The sequence below is a fragment of the Streptomyces sp. NPDC002513 genome (assembly GCF_053595355.1).
Genome location: NZ_JBSFXK010000003.1, coordinates 224,727 through 240,585 on the forward strand (window position 1 = coordinate 224,727; position 15,859 = coordinate 240,585).

Sequence of the window (15,859 nt, forward strand, 5' to 3'; positions counted from 1 at the left end):
CCCTTCGTGGTGCATGTTCACCATGGAACGGCGGCCAGAATCCGGTGGCGCGGGAGCGCGGCCGGGGTCACCAGGGGAGGCGATGGTGCTACTGGAGGCGGTGCGGGCGGACTCGAGGCTCGCCGAGTGGCTGAGGGACCTCGAGCGCGAGGACGGCGCGAGGGTGGCGGTCGCCCTCCCCGGCGCGGACGAGCTGCCCGACATCCTGCTCGACCTGGCCGTACCCCACGAGGACATCAACGAAGTCGTCGCGCTGCGCGTCCGGCTGGGTCAGGACCCCGAGGCGATGACACTGCTGGCGCGGTGCGTCACCCGTTTCGTGCGCGACATGGGGGAGATCGGGAAAGCCTGTGAGCCGCCCCCGTTCCCGGCCTCGGCCGGGGCGCTCGGGCGGTTCTTCCCTCTCTACGTCTTCGTCGCCGCGCTTCCGTATGTGCGCGTGTACCACCGGGAACGCGGTGTTCCGGAGGAAGTGACCCGCCGTACGCTGGCGGATCTCGGACGCCAGGTCGCGGTGCACCGCAGGCGACGCGGCACCGGGGGACTGCTGTTCCCGTGGTGGTCGGCACTGCACTTCCACGGGGAGCTGTTCCAGCTCGGGCGGCTGCAGTTCCAGCGCGGACGGCTGGGAGAGCGTACGGGCCGGGCCGTCGCGGCGGCGGGCCACGCGGTGGGTCCCGGCGACGTATGCCTGGATCTGCACATACCCGACTTCCGGGGCCCTCTGTCACCGTCCGCCTGTGAGCGGTCCCTGGCCCTGGCACGGGAGTTCTTCGCCCGTCACTTCCCCGACGAGCGTCATGAGATCGCCGTGTGCCACTCGTGGCTGCTGGATCCGCAGCTCAGGCGGTACCTGCCCGCCGACTCCCACATCATCCGCTTCCAGGACCGCTTCGAGCTCGTGCACGAGGAGGCGACACCGGACGACGGGGTGCCCGTCGGGTTCGTCTTCGGCGATCCCGATCTGCCGGTGGAGTCACTGCCGCGGCGCTCGAGTGTGGAGCGGGCGGTGGTGGACCACCTGCGCGCGGGCGGGCACTGGTACACCCGCCGCGGCTGGTTCGCCCTGTGAGCCGGCCGCGGCGGCCGGTCCGGGAGCGATGAGTTCCGGGGCATCCGGGGGTCTTACTCCGTGACAGCACCGCGCACCCGTCGCCTCCAGGAGGACCCCGTGTCCGAGACCGCAGCCCCCGCTCGCCGAGCCGCCTCCACCTCTGTCCCCGGCCCCGCCCCGGCCCCCGTCCGCCCCTCGGCGAACCGCGGCCGGAGCCGGCGCGCGGAGATCTCCCTGCGCGCCCTGCACATCGTCCTGGCGCTCTTCTACGGCCTGGCGAGCGCGCTGCCCAAGCTGATCGCGCACCCGTCGGCCGTCGAGTCCTTCGACAGGATCGGCTGGGGGAGCACGGGGATGTACATCATCGGTTCACTCGAACTGGCCGGGGCCGTCGGGCTGCTCGTACGCCTGCTGTCGTCGGTCGCGGCCGTGGCGCTGTCCGGGCTGATGGTCGGCGCCTTCGTCGTCCAGCTGACCGTCTTCGACGGGCAGCACGCGGCGACCCCGCTGATTCTGATCGTCCCGCTCACCGTGATCGCCTGGGCCCGGCGCCACCGCACCGCGGACCTGGCACGCCGGGTGCACCTGGCGCGCCGCCGGGGGTGACCGCCGCGTCGCCTCCTCAGCGGCTGCCCGAGCCGCCATGCCCCTGGGACCGGCTCCGGCCACCGGATCCGCCCTGGCCACCGGACCCGCCCTGGCCACCGGACCCGCTCCGGTCCTGGCCGCCGACCCCGCTCCGGCCGCCGATCCCGTCCTGGCCGCCGGTCCGGCCCCGGCCCTCGGACCGGCTCTGGGCGCCGAGGGCTTCGGCGTAGCCGCCGTACGGGCTGCCCGGTGCCGTGCCCAGTCCGCGGAGGCGTTCCATCTCGCGGCGGTCGCGCTTGGTGGGACGGCCCGCGCCACGGTCGCGGATGCCCGCGGGGGCCACGGACGCGCGGGGCGGCGGGGGCGGGCTGTTGTCGACATAGCACTGGACCGCCACCGGGGCTCCCACCCGCTTGCGGATCAGCCGCTTCACCACGACGACCCGCTCCCGGCCCTCGTGCCGCAGCCGCACCTCGTCGCCGACCCGCACGGAGTGCGCGGGCTTCACGCGCTCGCCGTTGACCCGGACGTGTCCGCCCTTGCAGGCGTCGGCGCCGACCGAGCGGGTCTTGACGAGCCGCACGGACCAGATCCAGCTGTCGATGCGCACGCTCTCGCCGTGCGAGGGGCCGGCCGCCTCGGCGGCGGCCACCGCGGCGGCCGTCCTCGGGTCCACGGCCTGGGCGGTGCCGTCGGGGCCCGGCGCGCCCGCACCGGAATCCCGGGGCGCCGTCTCGCCGTCCCGGTGTGCCCCGGACTCCTGGTCCGTCGCCGTCGGGCGGGTTCCCTCGGTCCCGCCCGCCTTCTCGTCGTCCGCGCCTTCGGAAGCCATGCCCTGACCCTAACTCGCCGAGCCCGGCGCACCCGACGCCTTTTCCGCGGAGCGCCGGGCCCTCGCCGTCCGGGCCTACCGTTAAGGCATGGACGACAGCGGCCTCGCCAGGCTGGACGAGCGGATCACCGGGTGCCGTGCCTGTCCCCGCCTTGTCGCCTGGCGGGAGGAGGTGGCCCGTACCAAGCGCGCCGCGTTCGCCGACTGGACGTACTGGGGGCGGCCGGTGCCGGGCTTCGGGCCGCCCGACGCGAGGCTGCTCGTCGTAGGGCTCGCACCCGCGGCGCACGGCGGGAACCGGACCGGACGGATGTTCACCGGGGACCGGTCCGGGGACGTGCTGTACGAGGCTCTGCACGCCGTCGGGCTGGCGTCGCAGCCGACGTCGGTGTCCGCCGACGACGGGCTCGAACTGTACGGCGTACGCGTGACCGCACCCGTCCACTGCGCCCCACCGGCCAACAAGCCGACCCCCGAGGAGCGCGACACCTGCCGGCCCTGGCTCGTCCAGGAACTGCGGCTGCTGCGCCCGTCCCTGCGCGCCGTGGTCGCGCTCGGCGCCTTCGGCTGGCAGGCCGCACTGACCGCGCTCGCCGAGGCGGGCTGGGCGGTGCCCCGGCCTCGGCCCGCCTTCGCACACGGGGCCCGGGTGCCGCTGGACGGGCTGGAGCTCTTCGGCTGCTTCCACGTCAGCCAGCGCAACACGTTCACGGGACGGCTCACCCCTTCGATGCTGCGGGACGTGCTGCGTACGGCGGCGCAGGCGGCAGGGCTGCCGACCGTGCCATAGCGGCGCCCGGCACAGGTCACCGCGCCGTGGGAACCACGGCCGTCGCGGTGATCTCCACGAGCTGGCCGGTGTAGCCGAGGCAGGCCACCCCGATGAGTGTCGAGGCGTGCGGGCCGGTACTGAGTTCCGACGCCTCGACCACGTCCCACACGGCGGAGAGCACCGCCGGCTCACCGCTCACCACATACACGTCCGTGGACACCACATGCGCCATATCGCTGCCGACCGCGCGTAGCTGCTCGTCGAGGTTGGCGAGCACCTGGTGCGCCTGCCGCACGGGATCGCCCTCGCCGATGAGCCTCCCCTCGGCGTCGAGGGGCACGGCCCCGGCCAGGAACGCCAGCCGGGTCCCCGCCTCCACGACGGACGCGTGCGCGTAGCGGGGCGGCGGGAACAGAGTGGGAACGGTCACGCGCTGCAGCATGGAACCTCCTGGAAACGTTTATTGTGTCGGCCCGGCCGCACGTCGTTGCGAGCGGCAGTTCGCCGATCGTCGGCAACCCTCGATCATGCGTGGGCGGGACAGCTCGCGCATCCGAATATGTGGAGCCCACGGGATCGCACCGGACGGCGGACCGGCCGGACACACGGCCGTCTGCGGACCGGGGTAGGTTCCGTACCCTCATCAAGGGGGCCCGATGGACGAGTTGACGGAGGCGGCGATGGCCGGAGCGACCGTGCTCGGCGCGCGGGCGGCGAGCGCCGGGGCACGTGAGGGCACCGACGTATGACCGCGGACGACGAGGCGTTCCTCGACCGTGTGGCGGACCGTCTGGCCGCGCTCCCCGCCGTCCGGGCCGTCGCGCTCGGCGGCTCCCGCGCACAGGGCGTCCACAGCCCGGACAGCGACTGGGACCTGGCCGTCTACTACCGGGGCCCGGGTTTCGCTCCCGCGGACCTGCGGGCCATCGGCTGGCCCGGAGAGGTCTCCGAGATCGGCGGCTGGGGCGGAGGCGTCTTCAACGGTGGCGCCTGGCTGACCGTCGAGGGCCGCCGGGTCGACGTCCACTACCGCGATCTCGATGTCGTGGAACACCAGTTGGCGAAGGCTGAGGAAGGCCGCTTCCATGTGGAGCCGCTGCTCTTTCACCTCGCCGGCATCCCCAGCTACCTGGTGGTCGCCGAACTGGCCGTCAACCGGGTGCTGCGGGGCACCCTTCCGCGCCCCGCCTCGTACCCGCAGAAGCTGCGCGCCTCCGCCGCCGACCGCTGGTACGACACGGCCCGCGCCACCCTCGCGTACGCGAAGGCCAACCACGCCCCGAAGGGCCGCCTCACCGAGGTCGCCGGCGCCCTCGCCCTGGCGGCCGCGCACACCGCGCACGCGGTGCTCGCGGCGCGTGGGGAATGGGTGACCAACGAGAAGCGGCTGCTGGAGCGGGCGGGGCTGCGGGCCGTGGACGAGATCGTGGCGGGGCTCCGGGCCGACGCCGACGCGCTCGTGGCGGCCGTCGTGGCGGCCGGGAAACTCTTCGAGGACGTCCTCGCCGCCGCGGGAGGATCGGCGGCGGCCGGGTAGCCCGTGGGGCGGCCCGGCTCCACGCCCCTGCCGTCTGCGGTCGTGCAGGCCCCGAGGATTTTCTTCGCCGGTCGGCCGTCACCGAGTGTCGAATACGTCTCAGTACCGTCACTTCACGCCCCGTTCACCGGGGGAGAAGCGTTTGACTCTACGAGCCGATCGAGATCGGCCGCTGAGACTCGGCGTCGCAAGGAGGTGCAGGATGAACGGGCGAACGGTTCTGGAGCGCTTTCCCGCAGGCGGGCCGCGGGGCTCGTGGCCGGCGGAGGAGTACGCGCAGGCGCGCCGTCTGGAGGGGCAGCCCGCAGAGGTCGTCATGGACCTCGCGACGGACGCGTTCCTGGTGATCGTGCCGGGGGCCGACGCCGCGTCGGACAGGCAGGCGCCCGGTCATGCGCTGAGCGGCCGTGACCACGCCGGTGCCGTGCCCGTGACCTGACACAGCGCCAGGTACAGCGGGATGGGCGGGGTGTAGGGCAGGGTGTCGTCCGGCCGGTGGATGAGCCCCGGGCCGTCCGACGTCTCCGGGACGAGCGCTCCTGTGGAGTAGCGCGCGGGTGCGGGCCAGTTCAACGCGACGTCGGAGTCCGCCGGCACGATCCACCACCAGTCGGCCCGGTCGGCGTACACGCAGCCCACTCTCGGCAGTCTGGACAGCAGCAGTGGGCCGTAGGAGGCGGGTACGGTCACCGCGTCGCAGCCGAGCGGCACCGTCATGTCCTCGGGCAGGACAAGTCTCCTGGGTGCCGCTCCGGATGTCCGCCGCGCCCGCTCGAGGCGGACCAGCGAGTCCAGGGCCAGAACTTCTGCGCCCCCCTGTCCCACGGCCCCGCCACCCCTCACGTCCACGCGGTCTCCGTCCCCCAGGACGCCTGCGCCCCGGAACCCCGGCCGTCGGCCGGGGGCCGCTTCGCGCCCCAGCCCAGGTCGGAACGTGCCCCGCCGTCCGCCGGCGGCTTCTTGGCGCCCCAGCCGAGGTCGGACCGGGCCGTCGTGCCTTCGGCCGCCCCGGACCTGCCGCCGGAACACGGCAGGTCCCGGGGCGGCTCGGGGCCGGACGGCTCACCGGACTCCGACGGTGCGGCGTCCCGTGCCAGCTCCGCCCAGACCAGCAGCCCGGGCCCGGCCTCCTGGGCTCCCCAGGCACGGCACAGCGCCGCGATGAGGAGCAGTCCCCTCCCGTGCTCCTCCTCGGGGCGCTGCGGACCGGTGTGCGGCTCGCCCGGTGCGCAGCCCTCGTCCTGGACGGCTATGCGCACCAGGTCGCCGCTGTCGTGCAGTTCACACACGACATGCTCTCCGGCGGTGTGCACGATCGCGTTGGTGACGAGTTCGGAGACGACCAGGGCGGCCGTGTCGCACGTGTCCTCACACACCGCCCAGCCGGACAGCCGGGCGCGTGTCACCTGCCGCGCCCGTGCGACGGAGCCGGGGTGTGCGGCCAACTCGAAGCGGAAACGGCGCTCGGCAGCCGCGCGGGGGCGCGGCGCTGAGGCACCGCCCGGGCCGAACCGGTCTGCGGAGGCGTCTGTTCCTAACGACGCGGACGGAATCACGCATGCCACTATCGCTGTGGCATGAACACTTGGCAAGGGTCACTCTGAAAAATGCAGAGTGCAGTGCGACTCGATGAAGGGCCATGGCACACTGCTCGCAACGGCCTGCGGAGCGGTGTCAGTTGGGATCCGAGGCACGGACGGCCGGGCCGGGTACCCACACCGGCTGGGAACGGATCGAACGGTGAGGAACGGGCCATTACCGGCACCGAAGCGGATCGAACCAGCACCGAAGCGGATCGAACCAGCACGGGAACGGATCGAACGAGCAGGGACGGATCGAAGCCGAACACGGGCGTGCGCGAGAGTGCCGCGAGGTCCCGAACGGCTCGATCCGGGCTGCCGGAACACATCAGGACAGGAGGAACGCGAGGTGAGCGAGCCGCGCTCGGCGCCGACGGTCGGTCAGGTCGTCCTCGGTCGGCGCCTGCTGGACCTTCGTGAACGCGCGGGCCTCAAACGGGAGGAAGCCGCACGTATTCTGCGCGTCGCGCCCGCCACCGTGCGCCGCATGGAGATGGCCGAGGTCGCCCTGAAGATCCCGTACCTCCAGCTCCTGCTGAAGGCGTACGGGGTGGGCGACGAGGAGGCCGAGGCCTTCGTCCAACTCGCCGAGGACGCCAACAAACCGGGTTGGTGGCAGCGGTTTCACGACATTCTGCCTGGCTGGTTCTCGATGTACGTGAGCCTGGAGGGTGCGGCCGCGCTCATCCGCCAGTACGAACCGCACTTCGTGCCCGGCATCATGCAGACCGAGGAGTACGCCCAGGGCGTCCTGAGATCGGGCGCCGTCGGGCAGACCAGCCCCGAGGACATCGAGCGTCATGTGGCGTTGCGCATGCAGCGCCAGGCACTGCTCACACGCGAGGACGCGCCCCGGATCTGGATCGTGATGGAGGAGACCGCGCTGCGTCGCCCGGTCGTCGGGCCCCGCGTCATGCGTGCCCAGGTCGACAGGCTGCTGGAGATTGCACAACTGCCCCATGTGACGCTGCAGGTGCTCGAGTTCTCCTCGGGACCGCACCCCGGTACGTACGGGCCCTTCGTCCTGTTCCGATTTGCCATGTCAGAACTGCCGGACATGGTCTACAGCGAGTACCTGACCGGCGCCGTCTACCTCGACGCGCGTACCGAGGTGGCGACCCACCTCGAGGTCATGGACCGCATGGCGGCCCAGGCCGCTACAGCACAACGCACGAAGGAGATCCTCGAGGATCTCCGCAAGGAGCTGTGAATGAACCGCATCACGCCGCGCGCACGCGTCTACAACGGCATGCCCGCCCGCGAACTCGGCAGCGAGGGCTGGCACAAGCCGTGGAGCGGAGGCAACGGCGGCAACTGCCTGGAGGCGATGAAGCTCGCCGACGGCCGGGTCGCCGTCCGCCAGTCCACCGACCCGGACGGGCCCGCGCTGATCTACACCTCCGACGAGATGACCGCGTTCATCGAGGGAGCCAAGGCGGGGGAGGCCGACTTCCTGGTCTCGTGACTGATGCGTCGTTCCACGACGTTGTTATCCGCACCACCGAGTTGCCGGCACCACCGACTTGTCATTCGGTTGTTCAGTTCAGTTGTTCAGTCCAGTTGATCACTGACGTTCCCACGGAATTACGGAGTTCCTTCATGACCGGGCAGAACCCCGCACCGGACGCTGTCGTCATCGACACGAGCAAGCCGCATCCGGCACGGATGTACGACTGGTACCTCGGCGGGAAGGACAACTATCCCGTCGACGAGGAGATGGGCCGGCAGATGCTCCTCCTCGAGCCCAGGGTGCCGGTGATGGCACGGGTCAACCGTGCGTTCATGCACCGCGCCACGCGCTGGCTGGCGCACCAGGGCGTACGGCAGTTCCTGGACATCGGGACGGGCATTCCGACCGAGCCGAACCTGCATCAGATCGCTCAGGCCATCGCACCGGACGCGCGCATCGTCTACTGCGACAACGACCCCATCGTGCTGGCCCACGCGGCGGCCCTGCTGCGCAGCACGCCCGAGGGGGTGACCGAGTACCTGCAGGCCGACGTGCGGGACCCGGACACCATCATCGACGGCGCCCGGCGGGTTCTGGACTTCGACCGGCCCATCGCGCTGTCCCTCGTGGCGCTGCTGCACTTCGTCTCCGACGAGGACGGCGCGCAGACCCTGGTGAGCCGGCTGCTGTCCGAACTGCCCTCCGGCAGCTACCTGATGATGACCCACGCCACCGCCGACTTCACCCCGGATGACTCGGCGGCGGCGAGCGAGAAGCTCAAGGCGGCCGGGATCACCCTCGCGCTTCGCTCCCGCGACGAGTTCGCCCGCTTCTTCCACGGGCTCGACCTCGTCGAACCCGGGGTGGCGGTGGTCCACCAGTGGCACCCGGAGCTGGGCGAGCCGGTCCCGGGACAGGACGACGGCGTCATTCCGGGCTACGCCGCGGTGGCCCGCAAGCCGTGACTCCGGGGTTCCGCCGGATGGCCGGGGCCCAGGGCCGTGAGGCCCCTTTGGGGCGTGTGGCCCCAAGCCCGTGGCCCTGGACCGGCCACCCGGCAGCAGTCGTCCCCCTCGGGGCCGGAGGAGATGGGTGGTGGCCGAGGGCGTCGGCGACGACGGGGGCGGGCATCTCCAGAACGTGCTGGCGGATCGCGGAGGCCCGGCCGGCGATGGTGGGGATGCCGAGGTCGTTGACCAGAGCGGAGAGGGTGTCGGGGTGCATCGGCCGCGGCCGTCGGCCTCGCGTCCAGCCGATCTCGACCACTGTGCGCATGGGTGTCAACTCATGTGACACCAAACCGCTCTCCCGGGTCGTTCCTGCTCGACCGCCCACCTCACCGTGAGGGCGAGACCAGGCCGATCTCGTAGGCGAGGATGACGAGGTGGACCCGGTCGCGTGCGTCGAGTTTGGTGAAGAGTCGTGCGAGGTGCGCCTTGGCGGTGGCCACGCTGATGGAGAGCTCCTGGGCGATTTCGGTGTTGGACAGCCCGCGGCCGACGAGGGTCAGGACCTCGCGTTCCCGGGAGGTGATGCCGTCGACCACCACCCGGCGGGCGGCGGAGGGTTCGGGGCGTGCGGCGAACTCCTCGATAAGACGGCGCGTGACACTCGGAGCTATGAGTGCGTCTCCGGCGGCGACGACCCTGATCCCGTCGAGGATGGTCTCCAGGGGCATGTCCTTGACGAGGAAGCCGCTCGCTCCGGCGCGAAGCGCGCCGTAGACGTAGTCGTCGTCGAAGGTGGTGAGGACGAGGACATGGGTCTGCGACTCCGGATCCGCGGTGATCCGGCGGGTGGCTTCGATGCCGTCCGTACCGGGCATCCGGATGTCCATGACAGCAACGTCCGGCCGCAGCCGGGTGACCAGGTCCACCGCCTCGGCGCCGTTCCCGGCTTCCCCGACTACCTCCAGATCGGGGGTGTCGGCGATGAGGACGCGCAGGCCGGTACGGATCAGGGGCTGGTCGTCGATCAGAACAGCACGGATCACCGTCCCACCTCCACAGGCACCGGCAGCCGCGCTGCCACGTGAAAACCGCCTTCCGGACGCGGCCCGGCGCTGAACTCGCCGTGCAGCACACTGACCCGCTCCCGCATCCCGGCGATACCGAAGCCGGAGCCTGAGCCTGAGCCTGAGCCTGAGCCGGTGCCACCACAGCCGAGGTCGACGATATCGACGGCCAGTTCGTCCTGCCGGTAGTCGACTGTCACGCTGCAGTCCCGGGTGCCGGAGTGCCGCACGACGTTGGTGACCGCCTCCTGGACGATGCGGAAGGCCGCCAGGTCGATGTCGGAGGGCAGCCTGCGACGGTCCCCCCGCCATCGGACGTCGACCCGGACGCCGGCGGCCGCGGTCCGCCCGACCAGGTGATCCAGGGCGGCCAGACCAGGGGCTGGGCCGAGTGGCGCGGACGCCTGGTCGCCCTGCCGCAGCGCGCCGAGCATCTGCCGCAGGCCGGCGAGGGTCTCCCTGCCGGTGGCCTCGATGGCGTCCAGCGCGTTGCGCGTCTCGGCGGGCTGGGTGTCCATGACCCGGCTGCCCACGCCGGCCTGGATGGCGATGATGCCAATGTTGTGGGCGACCATGTCGTGCAGCTCCCGGGCGATGCGCAGCCGTTCGGCGGTGACTGCCTGCTGTGTGGCCTGGGCGCGCACTGTGTCCGCGTGCACCCGGTTCTGATGGATCGTGTTGCCGATCAGCCAGGCGATGACGACGGTCAACGCCAAGGCGGCCTGCACCGAGAGGTTGACCGCGTACCCGAGTGCCAACCGCCAGACCGTGTCCGCGGCCACCGTGCCGACCGGCAGCATGGCGGCCAAGACCGATATGTGCCGCGAGCGGGTTGCCGAGGTGTAGCCCACAAGCGCGTCGGCCAGGAGGAAGAGCACGAACGGCGTCTCCCGCACCGGCATCCCGGACGAGAAGACGGCTCCCGCGAGCGCCACGGCCACGGCCGCCAGTGGCGCGCGGAACAGCAGCAGTGCGCCCAGAGTCGTGACGATGGCGGTGACCAGGAGCGGTGCGTCCTCGATGTTGCCGTTGTACCGGAGCAGACGCCGCAACTCGTCCGGCCGTTGAAGCGTGCGCACCAGGATGACGGTTGACCAGAAGGCCGCCACCCACACACCCGAGGGCACGGACTTGAGCATGGGTGGACGAGGCGCGGCGGTCATGGGGCAGATCGTATGCGCGCCGCCCCGCCGCGACATCGGCCCACGGGCGTAATCCCCCGGGCTACCGGCACGCGACCCCAGGTGTGGCCCACGGGCCGATGCCGGCACCCCATCCTCCCCGGCACCGTTGGCCCGTGATCGAAGCCACCCGACTGACCAAGCGGTACGGCGACACCGTCGCCGTCGACAACCTGACCTTCACCGTGGAACCGGGTAAGGTCAACGGCTTCCTCGGCCCGAACGGCGCCGGCAAGTCCACCACGCTGAGGATGATCCTGGGACTGAACGCCGCCAGCGGTGGATCCGTCACCGTGGACGGGGTCCCCTTCTCGAATCGTCCGCGCGGGCTGCGCCACGTCGGCGCGCTGCTGGACGGGCAGGACGTCCACGGCGGACGAAGCGCGCAGGCGCACCTGTCCGCCCTGGCCCGCAGTAACCGCATCCCGCCGGCCCGTGTGGACGAGGTCCTTCAGGAGGTCGGCCTGGCCAAAGCGGCGCGGCGCCGCATCGGGGGGTTCTCTCTCGGGATGAAGCAGCGGCTCGGCATCGCGGGCGCCCTCCTCGGCGACCCGCCAGTACTGCTGTTCGACGAGCCGCTGAATGGGCTGGATCCCGAAGGCGTGCTGTGGGTGCGCGGGCTGTTTCGCCGCCTGGCGTCCGAGGGCCGCACCGTGTTCGTCTCCAGCCACATGATGGCCGAGATGCAGCACACCGCTGACCAGCTCATCGTCATCGGTCGGGGCCGATTGATCGCAGACCGGAGTCTGGCGGACTTCGCGGACCGCGACGCTTCCCTGAGCGCGACCGTGCACACGCCCGACCTGGCTGCATTGGCGGACGCGCTGATCGCCGAGGGCGCGTCGGTACTGAGGGAGAGCGACGAGACGGGCCGGGTCACCGGCCTGACCGCGGCCCGGATCGGAGAGCTCGCCCACCAGCACCGCATCGTGCTGCACGAACTCACCCCCCAGACCTCGTCTCTGGAGTCGGCCTTCATGTCCCTCACCGCCGACAGCGTCGAATACCTCGCAGGAGAGACCCGATGAGCACACCGACGTTGTCCGGCACCAGGCCGTCCGAGCGTGTGGCGGAACCCGCGCCGCGGTTCGTGGACCTGCTCGGCGCCGAGTGGATCAAGACGCGGTCGCTGCGGTCGACCTACTGGGTGCTCGCGCTCAGCGCGGTGGCCGCCATCGCGATCAACGTGAACGCCGTCCACAGCGATCTGCCGTACATAGACCGTCCGCATCCCGTGGTGCCCGGCTCGCCGCCCTTCCGGTACGACCCGCTGTTCCACGGCCTCAACAGCATCGCCGCCGACCTCATGGCGCTGGCGGCGGCCAGCTTCGGCGCCATCACGGTCTTCGGCGAGTACGCCACCGGAATGATCCGGACCACGTTCGCCGCCGTTCCCGACCGCCGCGCGGTGATCACGGCCAAGGTGGCCCTCGTCACGGTGATCACACTCGTCCTCGGCGTGATCGTCTCCACGACGTCGTTCTTCACCACCAATGCGATGCTGGCCTCCCGCCACGTCGGGCTTTCGATCAACGACCCCGGCTGTCTGCGGGCGGTCATGGCCTACGGGCTGGTCGTTCCGGTCTGCGCGCTCATCGGCATGGCGTTCGGCGCCGTCTTGCGACACGCCACCGCCTCGATCATCGCAGTCGTAGGGCTTCTGTTCATCGTGCCTCTGCTCTTCGGCGGTGACCGGTACAAACTCCTCAAGGAGATCGGCGACTATCTGCCCCTCCACGCCGAGAGCCGACTGGCTCTCAACCCGAACTCCTCTACCGACCTGGGCAAGTATCCGGGAACGATCACCGGCTCGTGGATCGCGCTCGCGGCCTGGGCGCTCGTTTCGGTGATCGTCGCCGTGGTTGTCGTGCGGCGCCGGGACGTGTGAAGGCGGCTTTGCGCAGGCGGCACCCGCAACCGCCGATGGGCTGCCGCCGTCCCGGCCAGGTCGAATGGCGGGTCACCACGATCACCACGTCTACGCCGTCATCGGCCGGTCGTACGGCCCGATCGGGGCCGTCAGGTGCGACGCGCCGCCCGTCAGCCGTCGGTCGACCGCCGCCGCCACGGCCCGCCCCTCGGCGATCGCCCACACGATCAGCGACTGTCCGCGCGCGGCGTCCCCCGCGGCGTACACCCCCGGGACGTTCGTCGCGAAGTCCTCGTCCCGCGCGATGGTCCCGCGTGCGTCGAGCGCGATCCCGAGCTGGTCGATCAGCCCGTCCCCGCGGTCGGGCCCCGAGAAGCCCAGCGCGAGCAGCACGAGGTCCGCGGGCAGCGTCCGCCCGGTACCCGCCACCGGTCGCCGCCGCTCGTCCACCTCGACCAGGTGCAGCGCGCGTACGTGCCCCTCGGCATCCCCCGTGAAGCGCAGCGTGGACGCCGCGAACAGCCGGGCGTCCGCGTCCGCCTCGGGCGCGGTCCGCAGATCGCGCGCCTCCTCGTGCGCGGCGGACAGCCGGTAGATCTTCGGGTACGTCGGCCACGGTTGGGTGTCCTCGTTCCGGCCCGCCTCCGGCTGTGGGTAGATGTCGAGCTGGGTCACGGACGCCGCCCCTTCGCGTACCGCGGTACCGAGACAGTCCGCCCCCGTGTCCCCGCCCCCCACGATCACGACATGCTTTCCCGCCGCCGTCAGCGGCGAGACCTCCAGGTCCCCCTCGCACACCCGGTCGGCCAGCGGCAGATACACCATCGCCTGATGGATCCCGGCCAGCTCCCGCCCGGGCACGTCCAGTTCCCGCCATGCCGTGGCGCCCGTCGCGATCACCACGGCGTCGTATCGCGCCCGTAGTTCGGCGGCCCCGATGTCCTTCCCGATGGCCGTCGACGTACGGAACTTGGTCCCCTCCGCACGCATCTGCCCCAGGCGTCGGTCGAGATGCCGTTTCTCCATCTTGAACGCCGGTATCCCGTACCGCAGCAGCCCTCCGATCCGGTCCGCGCGCTCGTACACCGCCACCGTGTGCCCGGCGCGCGTGAGCTGCTGGGCCGCCGCGAGCCCGGCCGGCCCCGACCCCACGATCGCGACCGTCCGCCCCGACAGCCGCTCCGGCGGACGCGGTGGCGCGAACCCCTCCTCCCAGGCCCGGTCGGCGATGGCCACCTCCACGTTCTTGATGGTGACCGCGGGCTGGTTGATGGCGAGTACGCACCCCGCCTCGCACGGCGCCGGACACAGCCGCCCCGTGAACTCCGGGAAGTTGTTCGTGGCGTGCAGCCGGTCGCCGGCCGCGCGCCAGTCCTCGCGCGAGACGAGGCCGTTCCACTCGGGGATCAGGTTGCCGAGCGGGCACGCCTCGTGACAGAAGGGGACCCCGCAGTCCATGCACCGGTTCGCCTGGCGGCTGATGATCGGCAGCAGGGCGCCCGGGACGTACACCTCGTTCCAGTCCCGCACCCGTTCCTCCACGGGCCTGCGGGGCCACTCCTCCCGGGGGGTGCTCATAAAGCCCTTGGGATCGGCCATGGCCGTCCCCCTCGTGCACGCGTACGGGGTCGCTTCGTGCCACGATACGACGCTCTTTTCCCGTTCGCCCCTCGTCAGCAGGCCCCCGACCGCAGCTCGGGCCGCTCGGGCAAGGAGCGGGGATGCCGCCCGGGCGCGGGCGAGGACGAACCCGGAAACCTTCACGGCCTCCGGGTCACCGTACGTGACCTCGCGTACGAGCATGGTGACCATGTGATCGCCCCACGCGAACGCATACGTGACCGTCCACCGCCCGCGCCGCACCGGCCACAAGCCGACAGCCGAACGACCGACTCCCGCCCCGGCTGTGGCTGTGGCTGTGGCTGTGGCTGTGGCAGTGGCAGTGGCAGCCGGCCCTGGCCCGGTCCGCCCCGTCCCGGGCCCCGATCTGCGTCCGACCCCGACCCCGGCCCGACCCCGGCCCGACCCCCGACCCTGCCCCGGCCCGGCCCGGCCCGCCCCGACCCTCGACCCCGTCCCGTCCCGTCCCGGCCCGACCCCCGTCCCGTCCCGGCTCCGACCTCGGGCCCCGGCCCCGTCCCGGTCGGCCCGCCCCGGTCACGCCGCCTCTCGAAGCCGCCACTCCCGCAGCACCGTCTCCACGCTCTCAGAGATGTGCCGACGCGCCTCGGGTCTCGGCACCCCGTTCATCAGCAGCCGGTCGTACGGCGTCTCCAGGTGCCGTATCGACGCCCGCACCGCCGCCGTCACCGCGTCCGGCGACAGCGTCCGCCCCGCCGCGCTGCGGCCGACCCGTCCGCTCCCGCGCACCGCGGCATGCGCCGCGATCTCCTCCGCACGCCCGGCCGGGCACCCGGGAAACAGCCGACGGACCTCCCGAGCGAAAGCCTCCGTGAACCGCAGGTCCTCGACCGCGCGCCGCTGTGCGTCCCGCGCCCGGCGTCTGCGCCGCGCCTCCGCATCCGCCAGGCACCGCTCCTCGGCGAGCGCGAGCGCCGCCTCCTCGACGAGCACCCCCTGCCGCTCGTACCGGCCGTGACGCCGGTTGAACCGCACCACCACCGCGGAGAGCGCACTCGCCTCCCGTGACCGCCTGGTCAGCGCCGCGTCGCCACGCGGCAGGAACACCAGATGCCCGAGGTCCGCACAGTCCAGGCACCGGGGCGTTCCCTCCTCCAGCACCAGCAACGGCAAAGGCCCGCTGCGGCACCCGGCGCAGTGCCGCCGCTTCAGTGACTGGAACACCAGAAGTCCGTCATCAGGTGGGGTAGTTACGCTCGGCGCCATACCCACTCCATTCCCCGCCCGGCCGAGCGGCGATCCCGATGGACCCCGTCCTGGCCGCGGCCTCGACGCGATCCCGCCCGGCAGCGACTCCGCCGCGCCCGTCCTTGTGCGAGGGGGCCGGCCGTCTCGTGGTT

At 71.9% G+C, this 15,859-nt stretch carries 17 protein-coding genes and 1 pseudogene; 10 read left to right on the plus strand and 8 right to left on the minus strand.

All coding sequences use genetic code 11. The features are described from left to right. The first annotated feature begins 85 nt into the window (after positions 1-85). Both ACWD5Q_RS03775 and ACWD5Q_RS03780 read left to right on the plus strand, forming a co-directional pair. Positions 86-1,072, plus strand: a complete 987-nt coding sequence (locus tag ACWD5Q_RS03775) for an acyltransferase domain-containing protein (protein WP_451425430.1) — start codon at positions 86-88, stop codon at positions 1,070-1,072. Positions 1,073-1,171: 99 nt separating this feature from the next. Continuing rightward, positions 1,172-1,660 (plus strand): DoxX family protein, encoded by a 489-nt coding sequence (locus ACWD5Q_RS03780; RefSeq protein ID WP_451425372.1) that lies wholly within the window; start codon positions 1,172-1,174, stop codon positions 1,658-1,660. 16 nt (positions 1,661-1,676) lie between these two features. Here the strand turns inward: ACWD5Q_RS03780 and ACWD5Q_RS03785 are convergent, their stop codons facing one another. Further along, complete coding sequence (locus ACWD5Q_RS03785) at positions 1,677-2,474, minus strand: RNA-binding S4 domain-containing protein (RefSeq protein ID WP_451425373.1); 798 nt, start codon at positions 2,472-2,474, stop codon at positions 1,677-1,679. An 88-nt stretch (positions 2,475-2,562) separates the two neighbouring features. Here ACWD5Q_RS03785 and ACWD5Q_RS03790 point away from each other — a divergent pair, with 88 nt between their 5' ends. Beyond that, on the plus strand, positions 2,563-3,264 hold the full coding sequence (locus ACWD5Q_RS03790; RefSeq protein WP_451425374.1) for a uracil-DNA glycosylase: 702 nt from the start codon (positions 2,563-2,565) through the stop codon (positions 3,262-3,264). A gap of 16 nt (positions 3,265-3,280) precedes the next feature. Here the strand turns inward: ACWD5Q_RS03790 and ACWD5Q_RS03795 are convergent, their stop codons facing one another. Next, positions 3,281-3,688, minus strand: coding sequence for a RidA family protein (locus tag ACWD5Q_RS03795; protein WP_451425375.1), 408 nt, complete (start codon positions 3,686-3,688; stop codon positions 3,281-3,283). Between the two features lie 303 nt (positions 3,689-3,991). Between ACWD5Q_RS03795 and ACWD5Q_RS03800 the strand changes: the two genes are divergently transcribed. Both ACWD5Q_RS03800 and ACWD5Q_RS03805 read left to right on the plus strand, forming a co-directional pair. Further along, positions 3,992-4,783, plus strand: coding sequence for a nucleotidyltransferase domain-containing protein (locus ACWD5Q_RS03800; protein ID WP_451425376.1), 792 nt, complete (start codon positions 3,992-3,994; stop codon positions 4,781-4,783). 202 nt (positions 4,784-4,985) lie between these two features. Further along, positions 4,986-5,168 (plus strand): annotated as a pseudogene (locus ACWD5Q_RS03805) (hypothetical protein); the annotation flags it as partial. Positions 5,169-5,173: 5 nt separating this feature from the next. On the opposite strand, the gene ACWD5Q_RS03810 reads toward ACWD5Q_RS03805, so the two are convergent. Continuing rightward, entirely contained in the window at positions 5,174-5,608 is a 435-nt protein-coding gene (locus ACWD5Q_RS03810) for a hypothetical protein (protein ID WP_451425377.1), read from the minus strand. Between the two features lie 14 nt (positions 5,609-5,622). Further along, on the minus strand, positions 5,623-6,348 hold the full coding sequence (locus ACWD5Q_RS03815) for an ATP-binding protein (protein ID WP_451425378.1): 726 nt from the start codon (positions 6,346-6,348) through the stop codon (positions 5,623-5,625). Positions 6,349-6,712: 364 nt separating this feature from the next. Between ACWD5Q_RS03815 and ACWD5Q_RS03820 the strand changes: the two genes are divergently transcribed. The 3 genes from ACWD5Q_RS03820 to ACWD5Q_RS03830 all read left to right on the plus strand — a co-directional run bounded on the left by ACWD5Q_RS03820 (position 6,713) and on the right by ACWD5Q_RS03830 (position 8,778). Then, positions 6,713-7,573: a helix-turn-helix domain-containing protein gene (locus ACWD5Q_RS03820; RefSeq protein ID WP_451425379.1), complete on the plus strand. Its 861-nt coding sequence runs from the start codon at positions 6,713-6,715 to the stop codon at positions 7,571-7,573. Continuing rightward, the gene (locus ACWD5Q_RS03825) at positions 7,574-7,828 is read left to right on the plus strand and encodes a DUF397 domain-containing protein (RefSeq protein WP_451425380.1); all 255 of its coding nucleotides are present in this window, start codon (positions 7,574-7,576) and stop codon (positions 7,826-7,828) included. It abuts the gene before it with no gap. A gap of 134 nt (positions 7,829-7,962) precedes the next feature. Beyond that, positions 7,963-8,778, plus strand: coding sequence for an SAM-dependent methyltransferase (locus ACWD5Q_RS03830; RefSeq protein WP_451425381.1), 816 nt, complete (start codon positions 7,963-7,965; stop codon positions 8,776-8,778). Positions 8,779-9,149: 371 nt separating this feature from the next. Here the strand turns inward: ACWD5Q_RS03830 and ACWD5Q_RS03835 are convergent, their stop codons facing one another. Further along, positions 9,150-9,806 carry a response regulator gene (locus tag ACWD5Q_RS03835; protein WP_451425382.1) on the minus strand — a complete coding sequence of 219 codons (657 nt, stop codon included), beginning with the start codon at positions 9,804-9,806 and terminating at the stop codon, positions 9,150-9,152. Beyond that, entirely contained in the window at positions 9,803-10,990 is a 1,188-nt protein-coding gene (locus ACWD5Q_RS03840; RefSeq protein WP_451425383.1) for a sensor histidine kinase, read from the minus strand. Before ACWD5Q_RS03840 ends, ACWD5Q_RS03835 begins: the two co-directional genes overlap by 4 nt. Before the next feature lie 134 nt (positions 10,991-11,124). On the opposite strand from ACWD5Q_RS03840, the gene ACWD5Q_RS03845 reads away from it, so the two are divergent. Then, a complete protein-coding gene (locus tag ACWD5Q_RS03845) occupies positions 11,125-12,036 on the plus strand; it encodes an ABC transporter ATP-binding protein (protein WP_451425384.1) in 912 nt (303 codons plus the stop codon). Then, complete coding sequence (locus ACWD5Q_RS03850) at positions 12,033-12,896, plus strand: ABC transporter permease (RefSeq protein WP_451425385.1); 864 nt, start codon at positions 12,033-12,035, stop codon at positions 12,894-12,896. The genes ACWD5Q_RS03845 and ACWD5Q_RS03850 overlap by 4 nt, the downstream gene beginning before the upstream one ends. Before the next feature lie 90 nt (positions 12,897-12,986). On the opposite strand, the gene ACWD5Q_RS03855 is transcribed toward ACWD5Q_RS03850, so the two are convergent. Together ACWD5Q_RS03855 and ACWD5Q_RS03860 are read right to left on the minus strand one after the other, a co-directional pair. Then, positions 12,987-14,477: a glutamate synthase subunit beta gene (locus ACWD5Q_RS03855; RefSeq protein WP_451425386.1), complete on the minus strand. Its 1,491-nt coding sequence runs from the start codon at positions 14,475-14,477 to the stop codon at positions 12,987-12,989. 558 nt (positions 14,478-15,035) lie between these two features. Next, positions 15,036-15,725, minus strand: a complete 690-nt coding sequence (locus tag ACWD5Q_RS03860) for a DUF2293 domain-containing protein (RefSeq protein ID WP_451425387.1) — start codon at positions 15,723-15,725, stop codon at positions 15,036-15,038. Positions 15,726-15,859: the final 134 nt, after the last annotated feature.

Excerpts from the sequence above, each read along its gene's own strand:
- ACWD5Q_RS03785 (WP_451425373.1), bottom strand. The coding sequence starts at position 2,474 with ATGGCTTCCGAAGGCGCGGACGACGAGAAGGCGGGCGGGACCGAGGGA.
- ACWD5Q_RS03790 (WP_451425374.1), top strand. The coding sequence starts at position 2,563 with ATGGACGACAGCGGCCTCGCCAGGCTGGACGAGCGGATCACCGGGTGC.
- ACWD5Q_RS03795 (WP_451425375.1), bottom strand. The coding sequence starts at position 3,688 with ATGCTGCAGCGCGTGACCGTTCCCACTCTGTTCCCGCCGCCCCGCTAC.
- ACWD5Q_RS03800 (WP_451425376.1), top strand. The coding sequence starts at position 3,992 with ATGACCGCGGACGACGAGGCGTTCCTCGACCGTGTGGCGGACCGTCTG.
- ACWD5Q_RS03825 (WP_451425380.1), top strand. The coding sequence starts at position 7,574 with ATGAACCGCATCACGCCGCGCGCACGCGTCTACAACGGCATGCCCGCC.
- ACWD5Q_RS03830 (WP_451425381.1), top strand. The coding sequence starts at position 7,963 with ATGACCGGGCAGAACCCCGCACCGGACGCTGTCGTCATCGACACGAGC.
- ACWD5Q_RS03840 (WP_451425383.1), bottom strand. The coding sequence starts at position 10,990 with ATGACCGCCGCGCCTCGTCCACCCATGCTCAAGTCCGTGCCCTCGGGT.
- ACWD5Q_RS03850 (WP_451425385.1), top strand. The coding sequence starts at position 12,033 with ATGAGCACACCGACGTTGTCCGGCACCAGGCCGTCCGAGCGTGTGGCG.
- ACWD5Q_RS03855 (WP_451425386.1), bottom strand. The coding sequence starts at position 14,477 with ATGGCCGATCCCAAGGGCTTTATGAGCACCCCCCGGGAGGAGTGGCCC.
- ACWD5Q_RS03860 (WP_451425387.1), bottom strand. The coding sequence starts at position 15,725 with ATGGCGCCGAGCGTAACTACCCCACCTGATGACGGACTTCTGGTGTTC.